Source organism: Alloalcanivorax mobilis, from assembly GCF_002864685.1.
Taxonomy (GTDB): Bacteria; Pseudomonadota; Gammaproteobacteria; order Pseudomonadales; family Alcanivoracaceae; genus Alloalcanivorax; species Alloalcanivorax mobilis.
Map to the genome: position 1 here is coordinate 13577 of NZ_NMQZ01000047.1, position 21802 is coordinate 35378.

A 21802-nucleotide genomic window follows, 5' to 3' on the forward strand; every position below is an offset into this window, starting at 1 on the left:
CGCGGTCAAGGACCGCTCCCACAGCGGCTTCGGTGCCTGGCTGGTGCCAGGCTGACGTACCCACCGGCAAGACCAACCGCTTGCGGCTGGAACGCCGGCTGGCCTCTCTTACGAATCCTGTGAACGTGCGCGTCGCTCTCGAGCGACGCCTTGGCAACGCCCACACAAAAAAAGCCCGGCGGGAAGCCGGGCCAGATCGTCAAAACGGATGGGCAAACAAACGAATCAAGGGTTGAAGTGCCACTCCTCGCTGTCGCTGTCGTGCTGGAAGCCGTAGCCGGTGCTGGTCACCGGTTGATAGAGCGCGGCGGGCAGCATGCCCAGGCGCGGAGACTCACCGAAGGACAGCCCCGGCGGTGAAATGGCGTCTTGCATAAAGCGCACGTCCCGGGTGACTTCACCACCGGCGGCGCGGTCGTTGAGGCTGAAACGGGAACGGGCGCTGGAGCCTTCCATCAGTGTCTCGAACTCGCCTCGGCCAAAGCCCGGCACACGCACATTGACCTGATCGGCCTGCAATGAACCGGGGCCGCTGGCGATGCTGTGCATCTCCCGCGACTGCAGGTTGATGGTGCCACCGGCCAGACCGGAGCGGGTGTCGATGGTGTTGATCACCAGGGTCTGCCCGGCCTGGTAGCTGACCTCGCCACGGTTGCTGCGGGTTTCGGTGCCGGCGCCCATGGTGACGTCGCCGCCGCCACTCACCAGGATGTTGCTGTTGGCGTGGAGGTCGCCGTTCTGGTTGAGATCGCCGCCGGCCAGCAGACTGACGTCGCCGTTGCCGGTGACGTCATCGTTAACGTCCAGGTCGCCGGCGGTGTTCAGGTACACATCGCCCTCGCCATGAATGCCGCTGACGCCGGCCACGGTGCCCAGGTGCAGCGGATCGCTGCCGCCGTTATTGATGTACACGCCGCCGTTGCCGCCGTCGGCGGCCAGGGTGGAAACGGTCACGTCCAGCGGGTCGCTGGCGCGGCCGATGCCCTGGCCGGCGCTCAGCGCCAGCAGGCTGGCAATGATGTTGTCGGCGTCGCCGTTGCCATCCAGGATGGCGCCGGCGTTGGCGAACAGCATCACCGCGTTGCCCGGGCTCAGTGCCTGAACCTGATCGATGGTCAGGTTGCCGGTGCTGGTGCTAACGCGAATGTCGCCGTTGGCGGTACGGGCGTTAAGGGCGGACAAGCCGTCCTGCTCGTCCACGTACAGGCCGCCGCTGCCGGTGACGCTGGCATCGAGCTGGCTGGCACGGGTATCCAGGGCGTTGTCGTCACTGCCGATGCCGTTGGCGGACGCCAGCGTCACCTTGATCCCGCGCACCTTGTTGGTGTCGTCGGTGTCGTTGAACAGCGCGCCATCGGTGGCGGTCAGGCTGACGTCGCCGCTGGCCTGCACGTTGCCCAGCGTGGCGTCGCCGCCGGTCACCGCGATGCCGATGTCGCCGGCACCGGTGCGGACGTTCTCAAGCGCTACAGAACCGCTCTGATTGAGCATCACGTCGCCGCCGGTGGTGATGGCGGTCAGGCGATCAGCGCTCAGGTTCAGGGCTGCGTCCGCGCCCAGGCCGTCGGTGGCGTAAAGCTCCACGTTGCGGGCGTCGATGGAACCGGCGCCGGCGGCGTTCATGGCGCCGCTGGTGGCGAGCTGAACATCGTGCTCACCGGCCGCGGACACCTCGCCCACGCCGAGGTCGCCACGCACCGCCACGTCGATGTCGCCGTTCGCGGTGCTGGCGCCGTCGAGACGCAGGTCGCCCTGGTTGAGCAGGTCGAGCCGGCCATCGCCGGTCACCGCCAGCGTGGCGCTGTCCAGCTCGGCGTTCAGATCGATGCCGTCCACCGCAGTGGCGTTCAGATCGTCGGCGCGCACCAGGCCGGTGTCACCGGTACTGATGTGGCCGGCGCTGTTCAGCACCGTGTCGCCATTAACTTGCAGGGCCTCGATGTCAAGATCGCCACCGGTGGTGAGGTGGGCATCGCCGTCCGCCAGTTGCACGCCCTTCACGGTCAAGGCATCCGCCTCATCCATATAAAGGTCGCCGCTGCCGGTGAGGTTGGCGTACAGAGTCCCGACCCGGGTCTTCAGGCCGGAGAGCGCGGAACCGACGCTCTTGGCGGCGCTGATGAACAGGTTCTGGCCCTGAATGTGCTCGGCCTCCGCCGGATCGGCGCTGATGCCACCGGTGTCGCTGGTCACCGATACGTCACCCTGAGCCTGCAGACGGGTGATGGCGATGTCGCCACCGGCCTGCAGGATCAGATCACTTTCGGTCACCATTTCGCTGCCGTCGCTCATGGCGATTTCGCCACCGGCGCGCACGCTCTGGTCACCCTCGCTTTGGGTGCGCGTGTTGCCCAGTCGCACATCGCCGTCGGCGTCGATCGCCAGGGCGCCGGTAGCGGCCTTGGCAGTGGTATCGGTGAGGGTTACGTCATCGCCGGCGGTGATATCGAGATCGGTGTGAGCGAGCAGCAGACCATTGTCAACGACAACGCTTTGGCCGGCGTCGAGATCCAGGTTGCCGGTGTCGGCGCGCAGCGTGCTCTGCTCGATCACGGTCAGATCACCGCTTTCGGCGTTGGCGGTCACGTTGCCGTGGCCGAAGCCGTGGGAGGCGCTGTCCAGCACAATGCTGTCGCCGGCGGTCAGGCTCAGGTCACCGTTAATCGCGGTGATGTCGCTGCCGACGCCGTCGTCGTCGCCGGTGTCCGTGAGCTTAATGTTGCCGGCGGCGTCGAGGGTGAGATCGGTGGACGCGATGACGCGGCTGTCATCGAGCATGATATCGGCTGCGTCGGCGGTCACCGTCATGGCCTGGCCGGCGTGCAGATCAATGTCGGTCAGCGCCACGCCGTTGCCCGCGTGCAGATCGAGATCGGTACCGGCGAAGGCGTTGCCTTTGCTGCCGATGATGTCGCCGGCGGCGCTGGCGGTCAGCGCATCACCGGCGGTCAGGCCGCTGTCGGTGAGCGCCAGATCGCCCTCGGTGGCGGTCACCACCAGCTTGCCGTTGGAAGCCCCGGCCTGCGAGTCGGTGAGCGTCACGTTGTTGCCGGCGGTGGCGGTCAGCTCGCCGTTCGCAAAGGCCTGGCTGAGGTCTGCCAGGTCGATGTCGCCGGTGTCGGCGGTTACGGTCAGATCGCCACCGTTAGCGACCAGGGCGCTGCCCTCAAGAACCACGTTGTCGCCGGCGGTCACGTTCTGATGACGCTGTGCGAGAGCGGTGCTGTCGGTCAGGCCGACGTTCGCCCCTGCATCAACGCTCAGGTCGTTTGCGGCGATGGCGAGGCTGTCGGTGAGCATCACATCGCCGTCGGTGCCGGTCAGCGACAGGTCGCCGGTGGTGGCTTCGGCATTCGAGCCGTCCAGGGTCACGTCGGTGGCGGCGGTCATCGACAGGTCGGTGCCGGCGGTGGCGCTGGCGTTGTCCAGGTCGATGTCAGCGGCGTCGGCGGTCACCGTGATGGCGGCGCCCGCGTCGGCGTCGCTGCCAGACATCGCCACGCCGTTGCCGGCGTGCAGATCGATGTTGGCGGCGGCCGTGGCGGTGCTGTCGGTCACGGCGATGTCGTTGCCGGCATCGGCGCTCAGGTCGTTACCGGCCTCAACACTGCTGCCGGTCACGGCCACGTCGCCGTCGGTGCCGGTCAGCGACAGATCGCCAGCGGTGGCTTCGACGGTGGAGCCGTCCAGGGTCACGTCGGTGGCGGCGGTCATCGACAGGTCGGTGCCGGCGGTGGCGCTGGCGTTGTCCAGGTCGATGTCGGCGGCGGCGGCGTCCACGGTCAGGGCGGTGGCGGCGCTGAGCACGCTGTCGGCTACCGCGACGCGGTTGCCGGCGTCCAGATCCATCTGGCCGGTCTGGGCGGTCAGCGAGCTCTGCTCGATCACCGTCAGGTCACCGGCTTCCGCGTTGGCGGTGAGGTCGCCAGCCGCCGCGCCACTGGAGGCGCTGCTGAGGGCGATGTTGCCGCCGGCGGCAAGGCTCAGATCACCGGTCTGCGCGGACAGGCTGCTGCCGGTGGCGCCCGGCGCTTCGCTGTTGGTAAGGGTAATGTTGGTGCCGGCATCCAGGGCGAGATCGGTGCCGGCGGTGGCGTGGCTGTTGTTGAGCGTGATGCCGGCGGCGCTGGCGTCGAGGGTCATCGCCTGGGCGGCGGTGGCGCTGGCGTCGGTGAAGACCACCGCGTTGCCAGCATCGAGATCCATAGCGCCGGTTTGCGCGGTCAGCGTGCTGTTGCCGTCCAGGGTCAGGTCACCGGCCTGGGCGTCGGCGCTGAGATCACCGTGGGCGGTGAGCATCGAGGCCTGTTCCAGGCTGATGCTGTCCGCGGCGGTGAGCGTGGCGTCGCCGCTTTGCGCGGTGGCGTGGCTGTTATCCAGGGCGATGTCGGCGCCGTCGGCGTCCACGCTCAGATCGGTGGCCGCGACCAGGGTGCTGTCGGTGATCGCCACGCCCTGCCCGGCGTGCAGATCCATGTAGCCGGTCTGGGCGTTGAGCAGGCTGGCGCCGATCAGGGTCAGGTCGCCGGCCTGGGCGTCGGCGCTCAGGTTGTCCCGGGCCACCACGGTGGAGGCCCGTTGCAGGCCGATGCTGCCGGCCGCGCTCAGGATGGCGTCGCCGCCGTTGGCGTTGACGTGGCTGTTGTCCAGGGTCAGGTCCGCGTCGGCGCCACTTTCTTCGTCGGTGCCGGCGGCGAGGGTCACCTTGCCGCTGGCGGTGGCGTTGGCGTCGGTCATGGCCAGGTTCTGGCCGGCCTTAGCGGTGAGATCGCCAGCGCTGCTGGTCACCTGGCTCTGCGCCAGCGTGACGTCGCCGGCGCTGCCGGTGAGCGTCATGTGGTCGCCGGAGGTGGCGCTGGAGCGGGTCAGGCCGACGTTCTCGCCGGCGCTCAGATTCAGCGTGCCGTGGGCGGTGGCGACGCTGTCGGTGAGCGCGACGTCACCGGCGCTGCCGGTGAACGCCAGATCGCCACTGTTGGCGTCGGCGTGGGAGCCGTTCACCAGGGTCACGTCGGTGCCGGCGGTCATGGACAGATTGTCACCGGCGGTGGCGTGGCTGTTGTCCAGCGCGATGTCGGCGGCGGTCGCGTCCACGGTCAGATCGGTGGCGGCGTTCAGGGTGCTGTCGGTGACAGCGACCCGGTTGCCGGCGTCCAGATCCATTTTGCCGGTTTGCGCCAGCAGCTTGCTCTGCTCGATCACCGTCAGGTCGCCGGTTTCGGCGTCGGCGGTCACATCACCGTGGGCGACGCCGCTGGAGGCGCTGTCCAGGTGGATGTTGTTACCGGCGTCCAGGCTCAGATTGCCGGACTCGGCCACCAGGGTGCTGCCGGTGGAGAGCGGCGCTTCACTGTCGGTCAGGGTGATGTCGGTGCCGGCGTCCAGGGACAGATCGGTGCCGGCGGTGGCATGGCTGTTGCTCAGCGCGATGCCGGCGTCGCTGGCGTCGAGGGTCATCGAGGTGGCGGCGGTGGCGCTGGAGTCGGTGAAGGCCACGGCGTTGCCGGCGTCCAGATCCATCTGGCCGGTTTGCGCGGCCAGGGTGCTGTTCTGGATCAGGGTCAGGTCGCCGGCTTGCGCGTCGGCGCTCAGGTTATCCCGGGCCACCACGGTGGACGCCCCTTGCAGACCGATGCCGTCGGCGGCGGTCAGGGTGGCGTCGCCGCCGTTGGCGGTGACGTGGCTGTTGTCCAGGGCGATGTCCGCTTCGCTGCCGTTCTCTTCGTCGGTGCCGGCGGTGAGCGTGGCGCTGCCCGCTGCCGTGGCGTTGGAATCAGTGAGGCCGATGTTCTGGCCGGCGCTGGCGGTCAGATCGCCGCCGGATTGCGCCTGGCTGCGAGTCAGGGTGATGTCGCCCTGGTCGGCGGTCAGCGTCATGCCGGCGTCTTGCCAGGCCGGTGCCGGGTCACCCGGGGCGTGGGCGCCGCTGATCGCCAGGGCGTCGGTCAGGGTGAGGTTGTCACCGGCGTGGGCGTCGAGAATGCCACCGGTATAGAGCAGGCCACTGGTTACGGTGATGTCGCCCTCGCTGCCGGTCAGGGTCAGATCACCACCGGAGGAGGCGGAGCCCCGGGTGATGGCGACCGTCTCGCTGGCGCTCAGATCCAGAGTGCCGGCGGCGCTGGTGCTGCTGTCGGTCAGTCGCACATCACCGGCGCTGGCGGTCATCGCCAGATCGCCCGCGGTGGCGTCGGCGCTGGAACCTTCCGTCAGGGTGACGTCGGTGCCGGCGGTCATCGCCAGGTTATCCCCGGCGGTGGCGTGGCTGCTTTGCAGCGCGATGTCGGCGGCGGCCGCGTCCACGGTCAGATCGGTGGCGGCGTGCAGGGTGCTGTCGGTGACAGCGACCCGGTTGCCGGCGTCCAGATCCATTTTGCCGGTTTGCGCCAGCAGCTTGCTCTGCTCGATCACGGTCAGGTCGCCCTGCTCCGCGTTGGCGGTCACGTCACCGTGGGCGGTGCCGCTGGAGGCACTGTCCAGGGCGATGTTGTCACCGGCGTTAAGGCTCAGGTCGCCGGTTTGCGCGGTGAGCGTGCTGCCGGTGGTGTCCGGGTCGTCGCTGTGGGTCAGGGTGATGTCGGTGCCGGCGTCCAGGGACAGATCGGTGCCGGCGGTGGCGTGGCTGTTGTTCAGCGTGATGCCGGCGTCGGTGGCGTCGAGGGTCATGGAGGTGGCGGCGGTGGCGCTGGAGTCGGTGAAGGCCACGGCGTTGCCCGCGTCCAGATCCATCTGGCCGGTTTGCGCGGCCAGGGTACTGTTCTGGATCAGGGTCAGGTCGCCGGCTTGCGCGTCGGCGCTCAGGTTGTCCCGGGCCACCACGGTGGACGCCCCTTGCAGGCTGATGCCGTCGGCGGCGCTCAGGGTGGCGTCGCCGCCGTTGGCGGCGACGTGGCTGTTGGCCAGGGCGATGTCCGCTTCGCCACCGAGGTCTTCATCGGTGCCGGCGGTCAACGTTGCCGTGCCCGCTGCCGTGGCGTTGGCATCGGTGAGGCCGATGTTCTGGCCGGCGCTGCCGGTCAGATCGCCGCCGGATTGCGCCTGGCTGCGGGTCAGGGTGAGGTCGCCCTGGTCGGCGGTCAGCGTCATGCCGGCGTCTTGCTGGGCCGGTGCCGGGTCATCCATGTCGTGGGCGCCGCTGGTGGCGAAGGCGTCGGTCAGGGTGATGTTGTCGCCGGCGTGGGCGGTGAGGGTACCGCCGGCGGTGACATGGGCGCCGTGGGAAAGCGCGGCGTCGCCGTCGGTGGCGGTGATCGAAAGGTCGCCGGCGGTGGCTTCGGCAAAGGCGCTGTGGTCCAGCATTACGCTGCCTTTGGCCGCCATCGTCAGGTTAGCGGCGGCGCTGGCACGGCTGCCGTTATCCAGGGTCAGATCCGCGCCCTGGGCATCCAGGGAGAGGTCGGTGCCGGCCTGCAGATAGGCACCGTTGGTGGCGGTGATGCCCTGCCCGGCGGTGCCGGTCAGTTCGCCGGCGGCGCTCGCGTGGGCGCTGTTGGTCAGCGTGATGTCACCGTCGGTGGCGGTCAGCGAAAGATCGCCGCTGGTGGCCTCGGCGAAGGCGCCGTGGTCCAGCGTTACGCTGCCTTTGGCCGCCATCGCCAGGTCGCGGGCGGCGGTGGCGTCGCTGCCGTTATCCAGGGTCAGATCCGCGCCCTGGGCGGCCAGGGACAGGTCGCTACCGGCCCGGGCGTGGCTGCCGTCGGTCAGGATGATGCCCTGGCCGGCGGTGCCGGTCAGTTCGCCACCGGCAATGACGGTGGCCGAGTTCAGGCTGATGTCGCCCTCGGTGCCGGTCATCGCCAGATCACCGGCGCTGGCCGTCAGGTTGGCGCCGCCGCTCAGAGCGATGTCGGTGTGGGCGCTGAGCGTGACGTCGGTGGCGGCGGTGACACTGCTGCCGTTGTTCACTTCAATGGCGGCGGCCTGGGCGTCCAGGGTGGCGTCGCCGGTGGACTGCAGACGGGTGCCGTTGGTGAGAACGATGTCACCGGTGTTGGCGGTCAGGGTCAGGTCGCCGATGCGCGGCGTCGGCGCCGGTGCGAAGGTGACCAGCGGCGCCACGCCGCTGCTCAGGTTGGCGCTGCTCAACTGGATCAGGCCACCGGCCAGCAGGTCCAGGTCGCCGTCGGCGGTGAGGGCGCTGTTGGTGACGGTGATGTCGCCGGCGCTGCCGGTCACGCTCTGGTCGCCGCCGGCGTCGACGGTGGCGCCATTGGTGACGCTGACGTCGGTGCCGGCGGTCAGGGTGACGTCATTGCCGGCACTGGCGGTGCTGTTGTCCACCTGGAGCGCCAGACCGGCGTCGGCGGAGAGATCGCCGCCGGCGCTGGCGCTGGCCCCGGCGATGACCACGTCGCCGTCGTCGGCGGTGATGTCCAGGTCGCCGGTTTGCGCGGTGACGCTACCGCCGTGGTCGATGCCCACCTTGTTTTTGGCGTGCAGGGTGACATCGCCGTTGGCGGTGGCGCTGGCGAAGTTGTTGACGAACACATCGGCGCCGTTGGAGGCCAGCGTCAGGTCGCGGCCGGCACTGGCGGAGGCTTCCACGGTGATGGCCGTGGTGCCCTGGTCGGCGGTGACACTCAGATCCCGGTCGGCGGCCAGCGTGGCGGACTGAATGGTGGCGTCCTGCCCGGCGCTCAGCGTCATGTCCTGGCCGCTGCTCAGGGCGGTCCAGTCCGTGGCCAGCAGATTACCGGTGACGGCGCTGGCATTCAGGTCTCCATCGGCGTGCAACTGGTGGCCGTGGACGGTGAGGTCGGTGCCGGCGCTCAGAGTGGCGTCGCCGGCGGCGTCCAGGGAGGCGTAGTAGGTCTGGCTGCCGCTGCTGGTCAGGCGGGTGTCGCCGTCGCCGGTCTGAGTAATGTCTTCGTTGACGGTGAGGCTGCCGTCGGTGACATCCACACGGATATCGCCGTTGGCGTCCAGGCCGCTCAATGCCGGCAGGCCCAGGTTCGGGGTGACGCCGCCAATGGTCAGGTCGTTGTTGCGGTCGGTGAGGTACAGGCCGCCGCTGCCGGCGTCCGCTTCCAGGGCACTGGCTTCCACCAGCAGCGACTGGTCGGCGGCGCCGATGCCGTTGCCAGCGCGCAGGGCCAGATTGCTGGCGTGCAGTTCGGCGGTGCTGTCGGCGTCGTTGAGTGCGTCAATGGCGCCGGCGGCTTGCAAGGTGATGGTGTTGCCATCGCCGTCGGTGCGCACTTCACCCAGGTGCAGATCGCCGCTCTGGCTGGTCAGGGTGACGTCGCCGGTGCTGGTGGCGACGCGGGTTACGTCCAGGTCGTCGCTGTCGTCCAGGTTTACTTCGCCGTCGGCGCTGGCGGTGACGCTGTCGACGCGGGTGTCCAGCGCGCGGTGCTGATTGTCACCGGTGGCGCCGATGCTACCGCCGGTGGCGGTGAGAGTCAGGGCCTTGCCGCTGAGGTGGGTGTCGTTGTCCTGGTCGTCGTCGATGTCGCCGCCGGCGCTCAAGGTGATGTCGCCGTGGTCGCCGCCGGCGGCCAGGGTTTCCAGCAACATGGCGCCGGTGGCACTGACGCTGATGGCGCCGTCGGCGGTGGCCAGATCGACGATGTTCAGGTCGCCCTGGTCGCGCACGGTGATGTCGCCTTCGCCGGTGACCTCACCGTCCACCAGACGGTCCACGGCGGTGTCCAGTTCGACGTCGCCGCCGGCCTGGAAGTACAGATCGTGGGCGGTGACGTTGAGGGTCTCGCCGTTGTCATCAACAATGCGGCCCGCGGCAACCAGGTAAGTGTTGTTCTCGCTGTCGAGATCGGTATCGCGGATCTGGGTTTTCAGACGCAGGTCGCCGCTGTTTTTGATGCCGATGTCGCCGTCGCTTTGCACGCCGCTGACGCCGTCGACGGTGCCCACCACCAGTTCGTCACCGCCGTTGTCGTTGACGATATAGACGTCGCCGTCGCCGCCGTTGGCGGCGATTTCAGAGGTGTTGGTGTGCAGGACATCTTCATCGCTGCCGATATTCTCACCCGCGCGCACCGCGATCAGCGGCGCATTGAGCTGGCCGGCGCTCGGCGTCCAGACGCCGTTCACCCAGGTGCCGCCGATGCCACGAACCGCGCCGTCGGCCTGCAGGGTGATCAGCGACGGGCTGATCACCTCGCCGACCACGCTGATGTCGCCGGCCACGTTTTGCACGCGGATCTCACCGATGGATTCGATGTCGCCGAGGCCCAGTGAGCCGTTCGACTCCAGGTAGACGGCGCTGTTGATGGCGCGCCCGCTGGTGGTGCCGATGTCCAGGCGGTTGGCTTCCACGCCCAGCGGCTTGTCCACTGAGAAGTCGATGTCCTGGTTCTGATCGTAGGCACCAATCGCCTGCTCACGCAGCGCTTCGCTGGCGTCGCGGGCGACCTGCGCGTTGAACACCGACTGGTCCGCCATGTCGCGGGACACTTGCAGGGTGTTGCGCAGGTTGGTGTAGGTCTGAACGTTGGAAATGGCGTCCTGATTGAATGCCTTGGCCACGTCCAGATCGTTGAACAGTTCATTCAGTTCATCGACCAGCGGCGAGAAGGAATAACGCTCGTAGCTGTCCAGCGCGGTATCGGCGGCGGACAACGCCAGGTCAACCACGGCGAAGGCGGCGTCGGCGCCGGCGTCACCGCTGAACGGAATCGCCTGGGCGGCACCGGCGCCGATGGCAACGGCGTTGCGCACCACGGTGGCCACGCTGAGGGCGGTGGCCAGCGCGTTGAGCGTGGTTTCGGCGGAGGCCACTTGCGCGCTCAACGAATCGACCTGGGACTGGGTAACGTTCTGATTGTGCTGGGTGATGCCCTGCTGAACGATGGCGGTTTTCAGCATGGTGATGTAGGCCTGCAGCTGTTGCTCAAGCACTTCGAGCTGCAGGATCTTGGCGTTCAGTTCCGCCACCCGGCCGGCGTAATCGGCGATCGCCGTGTCTCGTACGATTTCCGCATCGCGCAGGCTGGGGGTGTTGGCGACCAGAGTGACGTGGTCGCCGCGGATGTTGGCGTCGCTGCCGTTGCCATCCAGAATCACGCCGTGGCGGGCGGTCACGGAAACATCGCCGGTGCCGCCGGTGTCGAGCATGCCCAGGGTGATGTTGGTGTCCGCGTCCAGGGTGATGTCGCCGCCCTGGGTGATCAGGTTGCCGGTGATGATGTTGCCGTTGTAACCCTCATGGTCCGCGTCGGCGCGGGCGGTGAGGGTAATGCTGCCGCCGCCGGGCAGCATGATGGTGTCGTCCTGGTTAAGAAATACGATGTTGCCGTTGGTGGCGGTGAGCACGAGCTTGCCGCCGTCCAGCGTGATCAGACCGCCGTTGTTGTCCAGGATGGTGATGGTGGTGGCGACAATGGTGACCCCGGAGGCGCCCTTGCCCACCAGGCTGTCGCTGTCCACCGCCACCGCGCCCATGTTGACCGCGTTGACGTCGCCGTCGCCGCCGGTCACCGACAGGTAGTTCACGTCCAGGGACAGGGCGCCGTTTTCGCCGACGCCGTCCTCGCCGCTGATGTTGACCCGTTTGGCTTGCACATTGGCGGTGCTAGAACCGTTCGGCCGGGCGTCTTCGATGGCGCCACCGCTGGTCAGCGTGACCGTGTTGCCCGCCGCTTTCACGGTGCCCAGATCAAGGTCACCGGCGGTGGCGATGTCGATGTCACCACCGGCGGCATTGGCGCGCACCAGATTCAACGGCGCGCCGTTGAGATTGCGCACGAAGATGCCGCCGTTGCTGACGTCCAGCATCAGTTCGTCGACGTTCAGTTCCAGCGCATCGGTGACGCCATCGCGCTGGCCGATTTGTTGGGCGTTCATGGTCAGGCTTTGCGCGCTGATGTTGAGGCCGTCGCCGTTGCCATCGCTGACCCGGCCACTGGCGGAAAACACCACGTCGCCACCGGCCTTCAGGGTGTCGAGAATGGCGTCGCCATTCTGGGTCACGGTGATGTCGCCGTCGGCCTCGGCGCCGAGCAGGGTGAGCGAGCCCAGGTTGCTCAGGAACAGGCTGCTGGCGCCGGCGTTGGCGAACAGGTTGCCGTCCACATTGGTGGCGAACGGCGTGCTCTCGCTGCCGATGCCCGTGCCGCGCACATCCAGGTTTTTGGCGATCACCGCGTAGCCATCGCCATTGCCGTTAACGCTGCCCTCGGCGGACAGGGAAACGGTGCCGGTGGCTTGCACCTGGCCGACCCGCAAATCGCCGCCCTGGGTAATGCGCACGTCGCCGTCGCCATTGACGCGGTCGGCGTCGGCGTTGACGGTGAGCGTGCCGGTGTGGGCGCTGTTGTCGATGTCGATGTCGCCATTGGCGGCGGCGGCATCCAGATCATCCACGTTGGTGGTCAGGTCAATGCCCTTGCCGGCGTCCAGGCGGGCGCTGTCGGCGCTGAGCACGCCAGCGGTATCGCTAATGCCGCCGCTGGCGGTGAGCGAAACATCGTGGCCTTGCAGAGCCAGGCCGGTGAGCACCAGGCCGCCGGCGTTGTTGGTGAAATCCAGATCCATGCCCTGGCCCGAGCGCTGCACGGTCAGGGCGTCGTCGCTGCCGGTGAACGCCAGGGTGCCGTCGCTGTCGCTGACCGATACGTTGCCGTCCAGGGTGGTCACGTCGAGCCGTTCCAGCGGGCCCAGGTTGGCCACGTAGGTGCCCACCAGGTTGGTGCCGGTCACGGTGGTGAGGGTGTGCACGTCGGTGCGCAGCCGGTCGGCGGCGGAGGCAATCGCGCCTTTGGCGTTCAGGGTCAGCGAGTCCGCTTCGACATTGAGCAGCGAGCCATCGCCCTTAATCGCGCCCTGGCCGGCGCTGGCGGTGACGTCACCACCGGTGGCGGTGACGTTGCCCAGCGTGATGTCGCCCTGGGTGGCGCTGACTTCGACGTTGTTGTTATCGCCTTCGGCGATGATCGAGCCCACCGTCAGGCCAAGCCCCTCGGAAAGGTAAACGCCGTTTTCGCCGGAGTGCGCGTTGATGCGGTTGCTCTGGGTTTTCAGTGCGCCGACGCCCTGCTGACCGACCGCCCCGGCGGCGTTGAGGGTCAATTCACGGCCGGTGAGCAAGACGTTGTCGCCGGCGGTGTAGAGGGCGCCGTCGCGGGATTCGAGACTGAGATCGCCAGTGGCGTTGACGGCACCGGCGAGAACCATGTTGCCCTCGGCGCCGATCGACACATCGTGGCTGCCGGTGGCGCCGTTGCTCAGGGTGACTTCGCCGTCACCGTTGCTGATCGCGCCGGACGACACGGTCTGGCCGCCCAGGGTGATGCGCTCGCCGGCGCTCACCGAGTTGACCACCAGTTCGCCGTCCACGTCGTTGATGTGGATGCCGCCGTCCTGGGTGGAGGCGCTGAGCACGTCCACGGCGGTGGTGACCGCCTGGCCGGCGCTGCCGATGTCGCCATCGGCCTGCAGGTTGGTGGCCCAGGCCTGCACGTTCGGCTCGCCACCGGCGACGCCGGTCAGGTCACCGGCCTCGGCTTTGATGATGGCGCGCCGGCCCGCCTCGGCGCTGGTGTCGCCGGTGCTGACACGCACCAGGGCAACGTCACCGGCGGTGTCGGAGATCACGATATGGCCGCTGCTGGCGCTGGCGCTGAGGGTGTCCGCGTCGATCCGCAGCGGGTTGTTTTCGCCGCCGATGCCGGCGCCGTCCACGGTGGTGTTGAGGCTCAGGTGATCGGCACGGGCGTCGCCGTCGACATTGCCGGCCCCGTCGATGCCGCCGGCGGCGGTGACGATCAGGTTGCCATCCACGTCGGCGTTGTTGAGCGTCACGCCGCCGGTGGAATTGGTCACCTTGATGGTGCCATTCACGTTGCCGCTGGTGCTCAGACTGTTGCCCTGGAAGTCGACGGTACCGGAACTCGCCGGGGCGTCGCTTTGCAGAGTGATCTGGTCATGGCTGTCGCCGGATTTGACGTCCAGCGCCAGGGTGCCGGCGTGGTTGTCCACGCTGGAGCCTTGCAGGGTCAGGCTGGTCGCCGCGGTGATTTCGCCGGTGTTGACCACCGAGGAGATCACGTCGCTGGTCTGGCTGCCAGAAAGCAGTACGTGGCCGGCTTCGATGGTGCCACTGTTGGTGACACCGCTGGTGGCCGAGGTCAGGGTTGCTTCCGACACCGCGAACTTGATCAGGCCGCTGCCTTGCAGGTCGATGGCGTAGTTGCCATCGGCGCCCAGCGCCACGGTGCCGACGTTGGCGATGATGTGGCCGGTGTTCTCCACGTTGGGCGCGATCAGATAGACGAAACCGCCGTCACCGACTTTCAGCTCGCCCTCGTTGCGGATGCTGGCATTGCTCATCATCTCGCCGCTGAAGTTGAACTTGCCGTCCATGAAATCCTGATCGGCGATGTCGAAGGTGGTGGCGATCAGCCCCGCCACGTCGACCTGGGCGGTGGCGCCGAAGACGATGCCGTTGGGGTTGATCAGGAAGATATTGCCGTTGGCGGTGAGCGCCCCCTTGATCTGCGATACGGTGCCGCCGGTGACCCGGTTCAATGTCACCGCGCTCTGGCTTTCCTGAATGAATTTCACCAGCTCGCCGGGATCGATGCTGAAATCCTGCCAGTTGATCACCGCCTTCGATGAGGTCTGGTTGATCAGCGTCTCAAGCGCCTGCTGAGAGATGGTGGCGTTGCCGGCGACCACTTCGCCGCCACTGGGTGCGGCGTGCGCGCTCTGCCCGAAACCAAAGATGGAGACCGATACCGCTACCGCGACCGAAGCGTTACGTTTCTTGTTACGTGCCATGATGTTTTTACTCACAGTAATCTTCGCCGGACCCGTGGGTCCCCCCCTCAGAAGCGGTAGCGCGCCTGAGCGTAAATGTAGGAGTTGTCACCGGTTTCGGTACCCACCGGCAGGCCCCAATCGAGGCGCATTTCCAGTGAGTCCACCGGGCGTGCCTGTACGCCCACGCTGACACCGGAGATGTCCTGCTCGTCGTCCTGGTCCACGAACGGCCGCTTGATGTAGAGGCGCCCGTGGCTGAGTTGTCCGATCAACTGGTAGCGGTCGTTACCGGCAAGCAAGTCGTAACGCCCCTCAAGCGACGCGGTGAAGCCGCTGTCGCCGGAATAGGCGGAGGGCAAATGGCCTTTCACCGAGTTGACGCCGCCGATGGCCCACTGCTCACTGGAAACCAGCGGGTCGAAGGCGTACTGCCCGTACAGACGCGGGATCAGCACGGTGCGTGAGGTGAGGCGCTGAATGCGGGTCAGATCCACGGTGATTTTGGTGAAGCGGTTGTCGGCGCCGGCGAAACTGCGGCTGGACTCCACCGAATCGTTGTCCATGCCGCCGAGGTTTTCCCCCAGCCCCTGGTGCACATCCACGGACGCCAGGGTGCGGCCGAACAAGTCGCTGTGATCCAGCCCCACGCCGAGACGCACTTTGCGCACCTGGTCCTCGGCGACAGTTGTGCCGAGCATGGTCTGTTCCAGATCGGTGCCTTCCAGCCACAGGCTGTAGGTGAGCACGTTGCGCGCGGAGAGCACCTGATCCTGCATCAGGCCGATACCGGCGCTGGTGCTGTCGCCTTCGATTTCCAGCACCCGGAATTCGCGGCCGATGTTGACGTTGCCGGAGGAGCCGTACACTTGCAGGCTGGTGCCGCGCGCGTTCAGCGGCGTGGTGTAATCCAGGTAGCCGAAGTAGGCGTCACCGTCACCGATCGATTTCATGCCCAACAGGTTGAGGCCATCGCCCCGGCCGCTCAGGTTCTCCAGTTTGATGCTGGGAATCACCCGGTACTCGCCGGTGTCCTCGCTGCCGAAGTTATTGATCTCCACGGCGCCGCTGACCCGCGGCGCTTCCTCGATGTCCACCTGCAGATCGGTGTAACCCTGCCGGTCACCGGGGCGCAGGGTGGCGCTGGCGGTGATGCCCGAAAGGCGGTTGACGCGGGTCAGCGCGCGTTCCACTTCGCTGAGTTTGAGCGGCTCGCCAGCGTCCACGCCGGCGGCGCGCAGGGCCGCCGCGACCCGCTCGTTGTCGAAACGGCGATTGCCCTTGACCGTGACCTGCCCGAGCTGACCTTCCAGCACCACCATGCGTACCGGCCGACCGTCGGCGAAGGTTTGCGCCGGCACCACCACCTTCACCAGCGGGTAGCCGGCATCGTGATAGAAACGCTCCACCTCGGCGGCCATCTTCTGAATCTCCAGCAACGTCATCGGCCGGCCGATTTCCGCTGCCACCAGCCCGGACAGATCCTGGCTGCTGTAGGTGCTGTTGCCTTCGAATGCGATGCCGTTGACCAACACCTGCGCCGCCGCCGGATCGGCATGGCTGGCCATGGCCGCCATCAGCCCTGCCCCGCCGACACCGCACCACAGTGCCACCGCCAGCGCCGTGCGGCGCCCGAAACCTGCCTGACTACTCATACTCAATTTCCCGAATAAAAACGCCGGACGCCGGCGATCCCCGCCCGGGGAGCGACCATTGGCGGCAATATGCACAGACTCAGAGGGTCGCGAGACCCGGATAGGAGAAGACGATTGGAAAAAGGCGGGTGGCCCGGAGACCTGGCGAAGTGGTGCGCAAAGACAACGGAGGCAATGGGCGCGCACCGGGGCGCGCCGCCGGGGCGACACCCGGCGCATCAACATACGCTTCATCTTTGATTACCCCCACAGCGCGCGCTGACCCCCAGCGACGTCGCATCCCACGGTGTTCAATCATTCCGCCGCGGCAACCTCCGATCCTCGGGCTGCCGTTATATTAAAATTCTTTCATCAGTGAACTGGTTCACATTTTTGGCGAATTTATTGGAAGGGATCGAGGCGGTCAATCCGTTTCATCTGGGTATATCGTATATTTTACAAACAGCCCTTAAGCCTAAAAGGCTATTTCTAAAAAAGCTCAGATGGGGAAATAGGAGGGCATCGGGATAGGGCAATCCGGTATCGCGCCGTCACGCACTACAATTTTTTGATTTCGAGAGCATGTGGCTAACCGAGCGCGTTTCAGGGGTTGGCCATGCGGCTCCCGGCACCTGACCGGGCGGATAAGCGCACCCACACCTGTACACAAAATTACAGAATGGGCGTACAAATTAACTAATGATAATTCCCTAGCCAATAAGCATAGCCAGAACCCGGGGCCGGAGAATTTTCTGTAAAAAAAGTGTTGGAAATCGGAGGGAAGCTAACCGGAAACCGGCAAGGGCGACCGGCAAGGGTAACCGGCAAGGGCGGCAAATCACGCCGCCCGGAGGCATGGATTAACAGGTTTCGGAGCGGCGTCTCTGAGCGATGGTTTCTACGGCCCCAGCGGCCAGCCAAAGCCGATCCACACACCCAGCAGTATTGACCAGCCGAGCAGCAAAGTCAGGCTGTAAGGCAGCATCAGCGCCACCAGCGTGCCGACACCGGTATCACCGCGATAGCGCCGGGCGAATCCCAGCACCAAGGCGAAATAGGGCATCAGGGGCGTGATGATGTTGGTGCTTGAATCGCCCACCCGGTAGGCCGCCTGCGTGGCCTCCGGGGCGATTCCCAGCAACAGCAACATGGGAATGAAGACCGGCGCCAGGATCGACCATTTCGCCGAAGCGCTGCCAATCAACAGGTTGATCAACGCGGTGAGCACCACGAACAGCAACAGCAGCGCTACCGTCGGCAATTCCAACCCACCCAGCCAGCCCGCGCCTTTGACTGCCAGCACCAGGCCAAGCTGGCTGTAATTGAACCAGGCCACGAACTGGGCGGCGAAGAACATCAACACCAGATAACCGGCCATCGACGCCATCGTGGTTTCCATTGCCTCGATCACGCCACCGGCGGAGCGGAAGCGGCCACTGACACGCCCGTACACCGCCCCGCAAGCACCGGCCAGCAGCGCGATCAACACCACCAGGGAAGACATAAACGGAGACTGCAGCAAGCCGCCGGTTTGAGCGTTGCGCAGCGGCGCGTCGGCGGGAATCGCCAGCCAGGCCACGGCGAGCACGCCGAGCGCCAGCACCAGCAAGGTCCAGCGCAGCGCACGCCGGTCCAGGCTCGGGGCAATGTCGGCTTGCTCGTCGGTCTCGCCGCCACTGCCTTCGCGGAGCAGGCGCGGCTCGGGGATGCGCACCGTTACCAGCGACACCAGCGCGGTGACCAGCACCGTGGAGGCAATGATGAACCAGTAGTTGCCCGCGGCGGACACCGAGACGTCGGCGTCGACGATGTGCGCCGCCTCGGTGGAGAGCCCGGCCAGAACCGCGTCCACCGGCCCCAGCAGAAGGTTGGCGCTGTAACCACCGGAGACCCCGGCAAAGGCGGTGGCGATGCCGGCCAGCGGCGAGCGGCCGGCGAGTTGAAACAGCAGCCCGGCGAGGGGGATCAGCACCACGTAGCCGGCGTCGAAGGCAATGCTCGACATCACCGCGGCGAACGCCACGGTAATCACCAGGGTACGGGGGGAAGCCCGCCGCACCAGCGACGCCAGGGTGGCACCCAGCAGGCCCGCCTGTTCCGCGATGCCCAGCCCCAGCATCACCACCAGCACCACCCCCAGCGGCGCGAACCCGGTGAAGTTGCTGACCATGTTGCTGAACAGATAGCGCAGGCCGTCGTTGTCGAGCAGCGAGCGCACCGCCACCGCGTCGCCACTGACCGGATGAATTGCGCCGACACCGGTAACCGCCAGCAACGCGCTCAGCGGCAGCATCAACAGACACAACCCGACAAACAACAAAGTGGGATGCGGCAGCCGGTTGCCCAATCGCTCCAGACGGGCCAGCCAGCCCCCATGACTCGCAGTGTTCATTGATCGCCCCCGATGGTGTGTTGCGTCGCGAATTCCGCGATCACACTCTAACCTGTTCCTGAATTTTGCGCGCGGCGCGCCCCATCAACTCCCGCACCCGTTCTTTTTCGCGGGCGCGCAGGCGCTCGGAATCCACGTGCAAGGCGAATCCCTGCGCCTCGAAATCCAGGGCCACCGGGTTGCCGCGTTTCAACTCGGACGCGGACCGGGCCAGAGCCTTGAGAATCGGCTTTTTGTCGATGCTTTGAATCCGCTCCAGATCCATGTGCAGACCGAAACCCTGTGTTTCCAACGATACGAAGCGGCGTTTGCCACCGGCGTTGCGTTTAAACTCCTGGGCTTCGAAAACCGGGATCGGGCGGTTGAAGCCCTTGACCTGAATATCGCCCACCGCGCGGCACTGCACGCGGTCTTTGATCAGCTCGTAGGTGGCTTCGGACACCAGCACATTGCCCGGCCGGCAGGCGGACTCCAAGCGGCTGGCCAGGTTCACGTCGGTGCCCAGAATGGTGTAATCCATACGGCTGTCGGTGCCAAAGTTGCCGACCGTGGCGTAGCCGGTATTGATGCCGATGCGAATCTCCAGTTTTTGCTCAATGCCCTGGCGTTTCCAGCGCTGGCGCAACAGATGCATGTGCTGTTGCATCTCGATGGCCATGGCGGCGCAGCGGTAGGCATCTTCCTGGGCACCGGCGCTTTTCGGATCACCAAAAAACACCATGATCGCGTCACCAATGAACTTATCGATGGTGCCGCCGTGGCGTAACGCGATGCGCGTCATCTCGCTGAGATAGGTATTGAGAATGCGGGTCAGAGTGTCCAGCGGCAGCTCTTCGGAAATGGTGCTGAACCCCTTGATGTCGGAGAAGAACACCGTCAACCGCTTGCGCCGGGTCTCCAGCTTGGCGTCCCGGGTGCCGGAAAACAGCGACCCCCAGACCTGCGGTGGCAGATATTTGGCAAGCTTGCGGGACATTTCCACCGCTTGCTGCTGCTGCTCGCGCACCCGGCTCTGAGCCAGGCGCAGGAACCGGGCCTGCTGATTGGCGTTGAACGCGGCGGCCCCCACATACACCCCCAGCCCCAGCAGGGAAAACACCGACAGTATGATTGGCGCATTGGTGGGTTGCGGCGGCACGCCCAGCGCCAGCGCCGCCAGGGCGGCGCCCGCGGCGGTGCTGATCAGGGTAAAAAACCAGGTGCGCAGGCCACCGCTGCTCATGGCGTTGGCATGAATAACGATCAGCAGCACCAGGCCGGGGATGATGGCGAAATGCAGCGCCGCGGCGCCGACTCCGATGATCGCCGCGTCCAGTTGCACCAACAGCGCCTGCCAACGGTCAAGCCGCCAATCGCGCTTCTCGGCGACCGTCATCAACGTCTGTATCAACAGCGGATAACCGAGCAGACCGGCGGCGATCAGCAGGTAATGCGACGGATACAAATGCAGGGCGACGCCGGCCAACAGCATCGAAGCCGCCACCGCGAAAGCCAGTAAGCGAATGTAGTTGCTCCACCGGCGCGCCCTCTCCATGGGGTCGAGATAAACGCGCCGGCTGCGCGGTTTGTGTGCTGTCATAACCCTGGGTCCATGGGGTGTGTGGCGAGCTTAGCCGGTTGCGCGTTAAGAAAAAAGACTGAGGTCGCCGGCGGGCGACCGGAGGCCGTGAGATCGGCGTCCGGGAACGCTACAATGCACGCCTTGATAAGGAGCCCCCATGGACACCCTCACCGCTCTGCGCACCCGTGTTTCCGTGCCCCGGCTCACCGAGCCCGGCCCCGATAGAGAGCAACTGCGGCAGCTTCTGGCCGCCGCGATCCGCGCCCCCGACCACGGCCTGCTGCGGCCGTGGCGCTTTATCGTGCTGCAAGACGAACAACGCCAAGGGCTCGCCGACATCATGGAGCAGCAGGCTCTGGCCCGGCAGCCCGACGCCGATCGCTGCGCGCTGGACAGCGCCCGCGGCAAGGCACTGCGCGCCCCCACCGTGATCATCGCCGTCGCCGAAATCACCGAAGGCCACAAAGTGCCCGCCTGGGAACAGGTACTGGCGGTGGGCGCCGCCGTGCAAAACATGATGGTGGCCGCCCACGCCCTGGGCATCGGCGCGATGTGGCGCACCGGCGCGATGGCCGACGACCCCGCGGTCAAACAACGCTTAGGATTCACCGACAAAGACCAGGTGGTCGCCTTTCTCTACCTGGGCACCCCGGCCGGCGCGATCAAATCGCTGCCCGAGCAAAACATCGCCGACTACCTTCGAGACCTGCCCGCATGAGCGCCGACCTGACCGCCCTGGCCCGGAAAGTCCGCGACGCCATTCCGCTGACCCGCCACCTCGCCTTTGAGTATCTGCACTTCGACGGTGACACCCTGACCCTGCAGGCGCCACTGGAACCCAACCACAACGACAAAAACACCTTCTTCGCCGGCAGCCAGGCCGCCCTGGTGACCCTGGCGGGCTGGTCCCTGACCACCCTGCTCGCCGAGCACCACGGCCACCCCAGCGACGTGGTCGCCGTGGACAGCCAGTTGCGCTACACCCGCCCTCTCACCGGCGCCCTGCGGCTGCACGCCCGCCTCGACGACGACACCGCCCTCGCCCGCTTCCGCGACGGCCTGCAACGCAAAGGCCGCGCCCGGCTCGCCGTCACCGTCACCGGCCACGACCCGGATCAACACACGGTGTGTGAGTACCAGGGCCAGTTCCTGGCGCGCCTGTACACCGCCGGCTGACCACAAAACCGGCAACCAACCGCGCCGATATTGCGCCCCACCGGCCATTCCGATACCCTACGCGCCTCTTGAATGCCCCTCAGGCGGATTTCACCCCTGAACCCCGGAAACGGCCTCCGGCGGACGGCATCAAAAGCACAATCAGTTTTGGTGAGGTGTCCGAGTGGCCGAAGGAGCACGCCTGGAAAGTGTGTATACGGAAACGTATCGAGGGTTCGAATCCCTCCCTCACCGCCAAATAAAGAACCCGGCCTCGTGCCGGGTTTTTTATTGGTTCATCGCGCTTTAGCGGGAATTGTCTTTTGGGATCGTGTCTGGGTG

The 21802-nt window shown here is 66.5% G+C and carries 6 protein-coding genes and 1 tRNA gene; 3 read left to right on the forward strand and 4 right to left on the reverse strand.

Annotated features, from left to right (window positions below; translation table 11 throughout):
- Positions 1–225: 225 nt before the first annotated feature.
- From CGS25_RS17030 to CGS25_RS17045, 4 genes are all read right to left on the reverse strand, one after another.
- The gene (locus CGS25_RS17030) at positions 226–14739 is read right to left on the reverse strand and encodes a two-partner secretion domain-containing protein (RefSeq protein WP_157933864.1); all 14514 of its coding nucleotides are present in this window, start codon (positions 14737–14739) and stop codon (positions 226–228) included.
- 47 nt (positions 14740–14786) lie between these two features.
- Positions 14787–16373, reverse strand: a complete 1587-nt coding sequence (locus CGS25_RS17035; protein ID WP_101676204.1) for a ShlB/FhaC/HecB family hemolysin secretion/activation protein — start codon at positions 16371–16373, stop codon at positions 14787–14789.
- Positions 16374–17250: 877 nt separating this feature from the next.
- Positions 17251–18744, reverse strand: coding sequence for an AbgT family transporter (locus CGS25_RS17040; RefSeq protein WP_101676205.1), 1494 nt, complete (start codon positions 18742–18744; stop codon positions 17251–17253).
- Between the two features lie 40 nt (positions 18745–18784).
- Positions 18785–20323, reverse strand: coding sequence for an adenylate/guanylate cyclase domain-containing protein (locus CGS25_RS17045; protein WP_101676206.1), 1539 nt, complete (start codon positions 20321–20323; stop codon positions 18785–18787).
- Between the two features lie 139 nt (positions 20324–20462).
- Between CGS25_RS17045 and CGS25_RS17050 the strand changes: the two genes are divergently transcribed.
- The 3 genes from CGS25_RS17050 (at position 20463) to CGS25_RS17060 (ending at position 21718) form a co-directional block, all read left to right on the forward strand.
- Positions 20463–21023: a nitroreductase family protein gene (locus CGS25_RS17050; protein ID WP_089031639.1), complete on the forward strand. Its 561-nt coding sequence runs from the start codon at positions 20463–20465 to the stop codon at positions 21021–21023.
- Positions 21020–21481, forward strand: a complete 462-nt coding sequence (locus tag CGS25_RS17055; RefSeq protein WP_101676207.1) for a YiiD C-terminal domain-containing protein — start codon at positions 21020–21022, stop codon at positions 21479–21481. The genes CGS25_RS17050 and CGS25_RS17055 overlap by 4 nt, the downstream gene beginning before the upstream one ends.
- A gap of 149 nt (positions 21482–21630) precedes the next feature.
- Positions 21631–21718, forward strand: a tRNA-Ser gene (locus CGS25_RS17060).
- Positions 21719–21802: the final 84 nt, after the last annotated feature.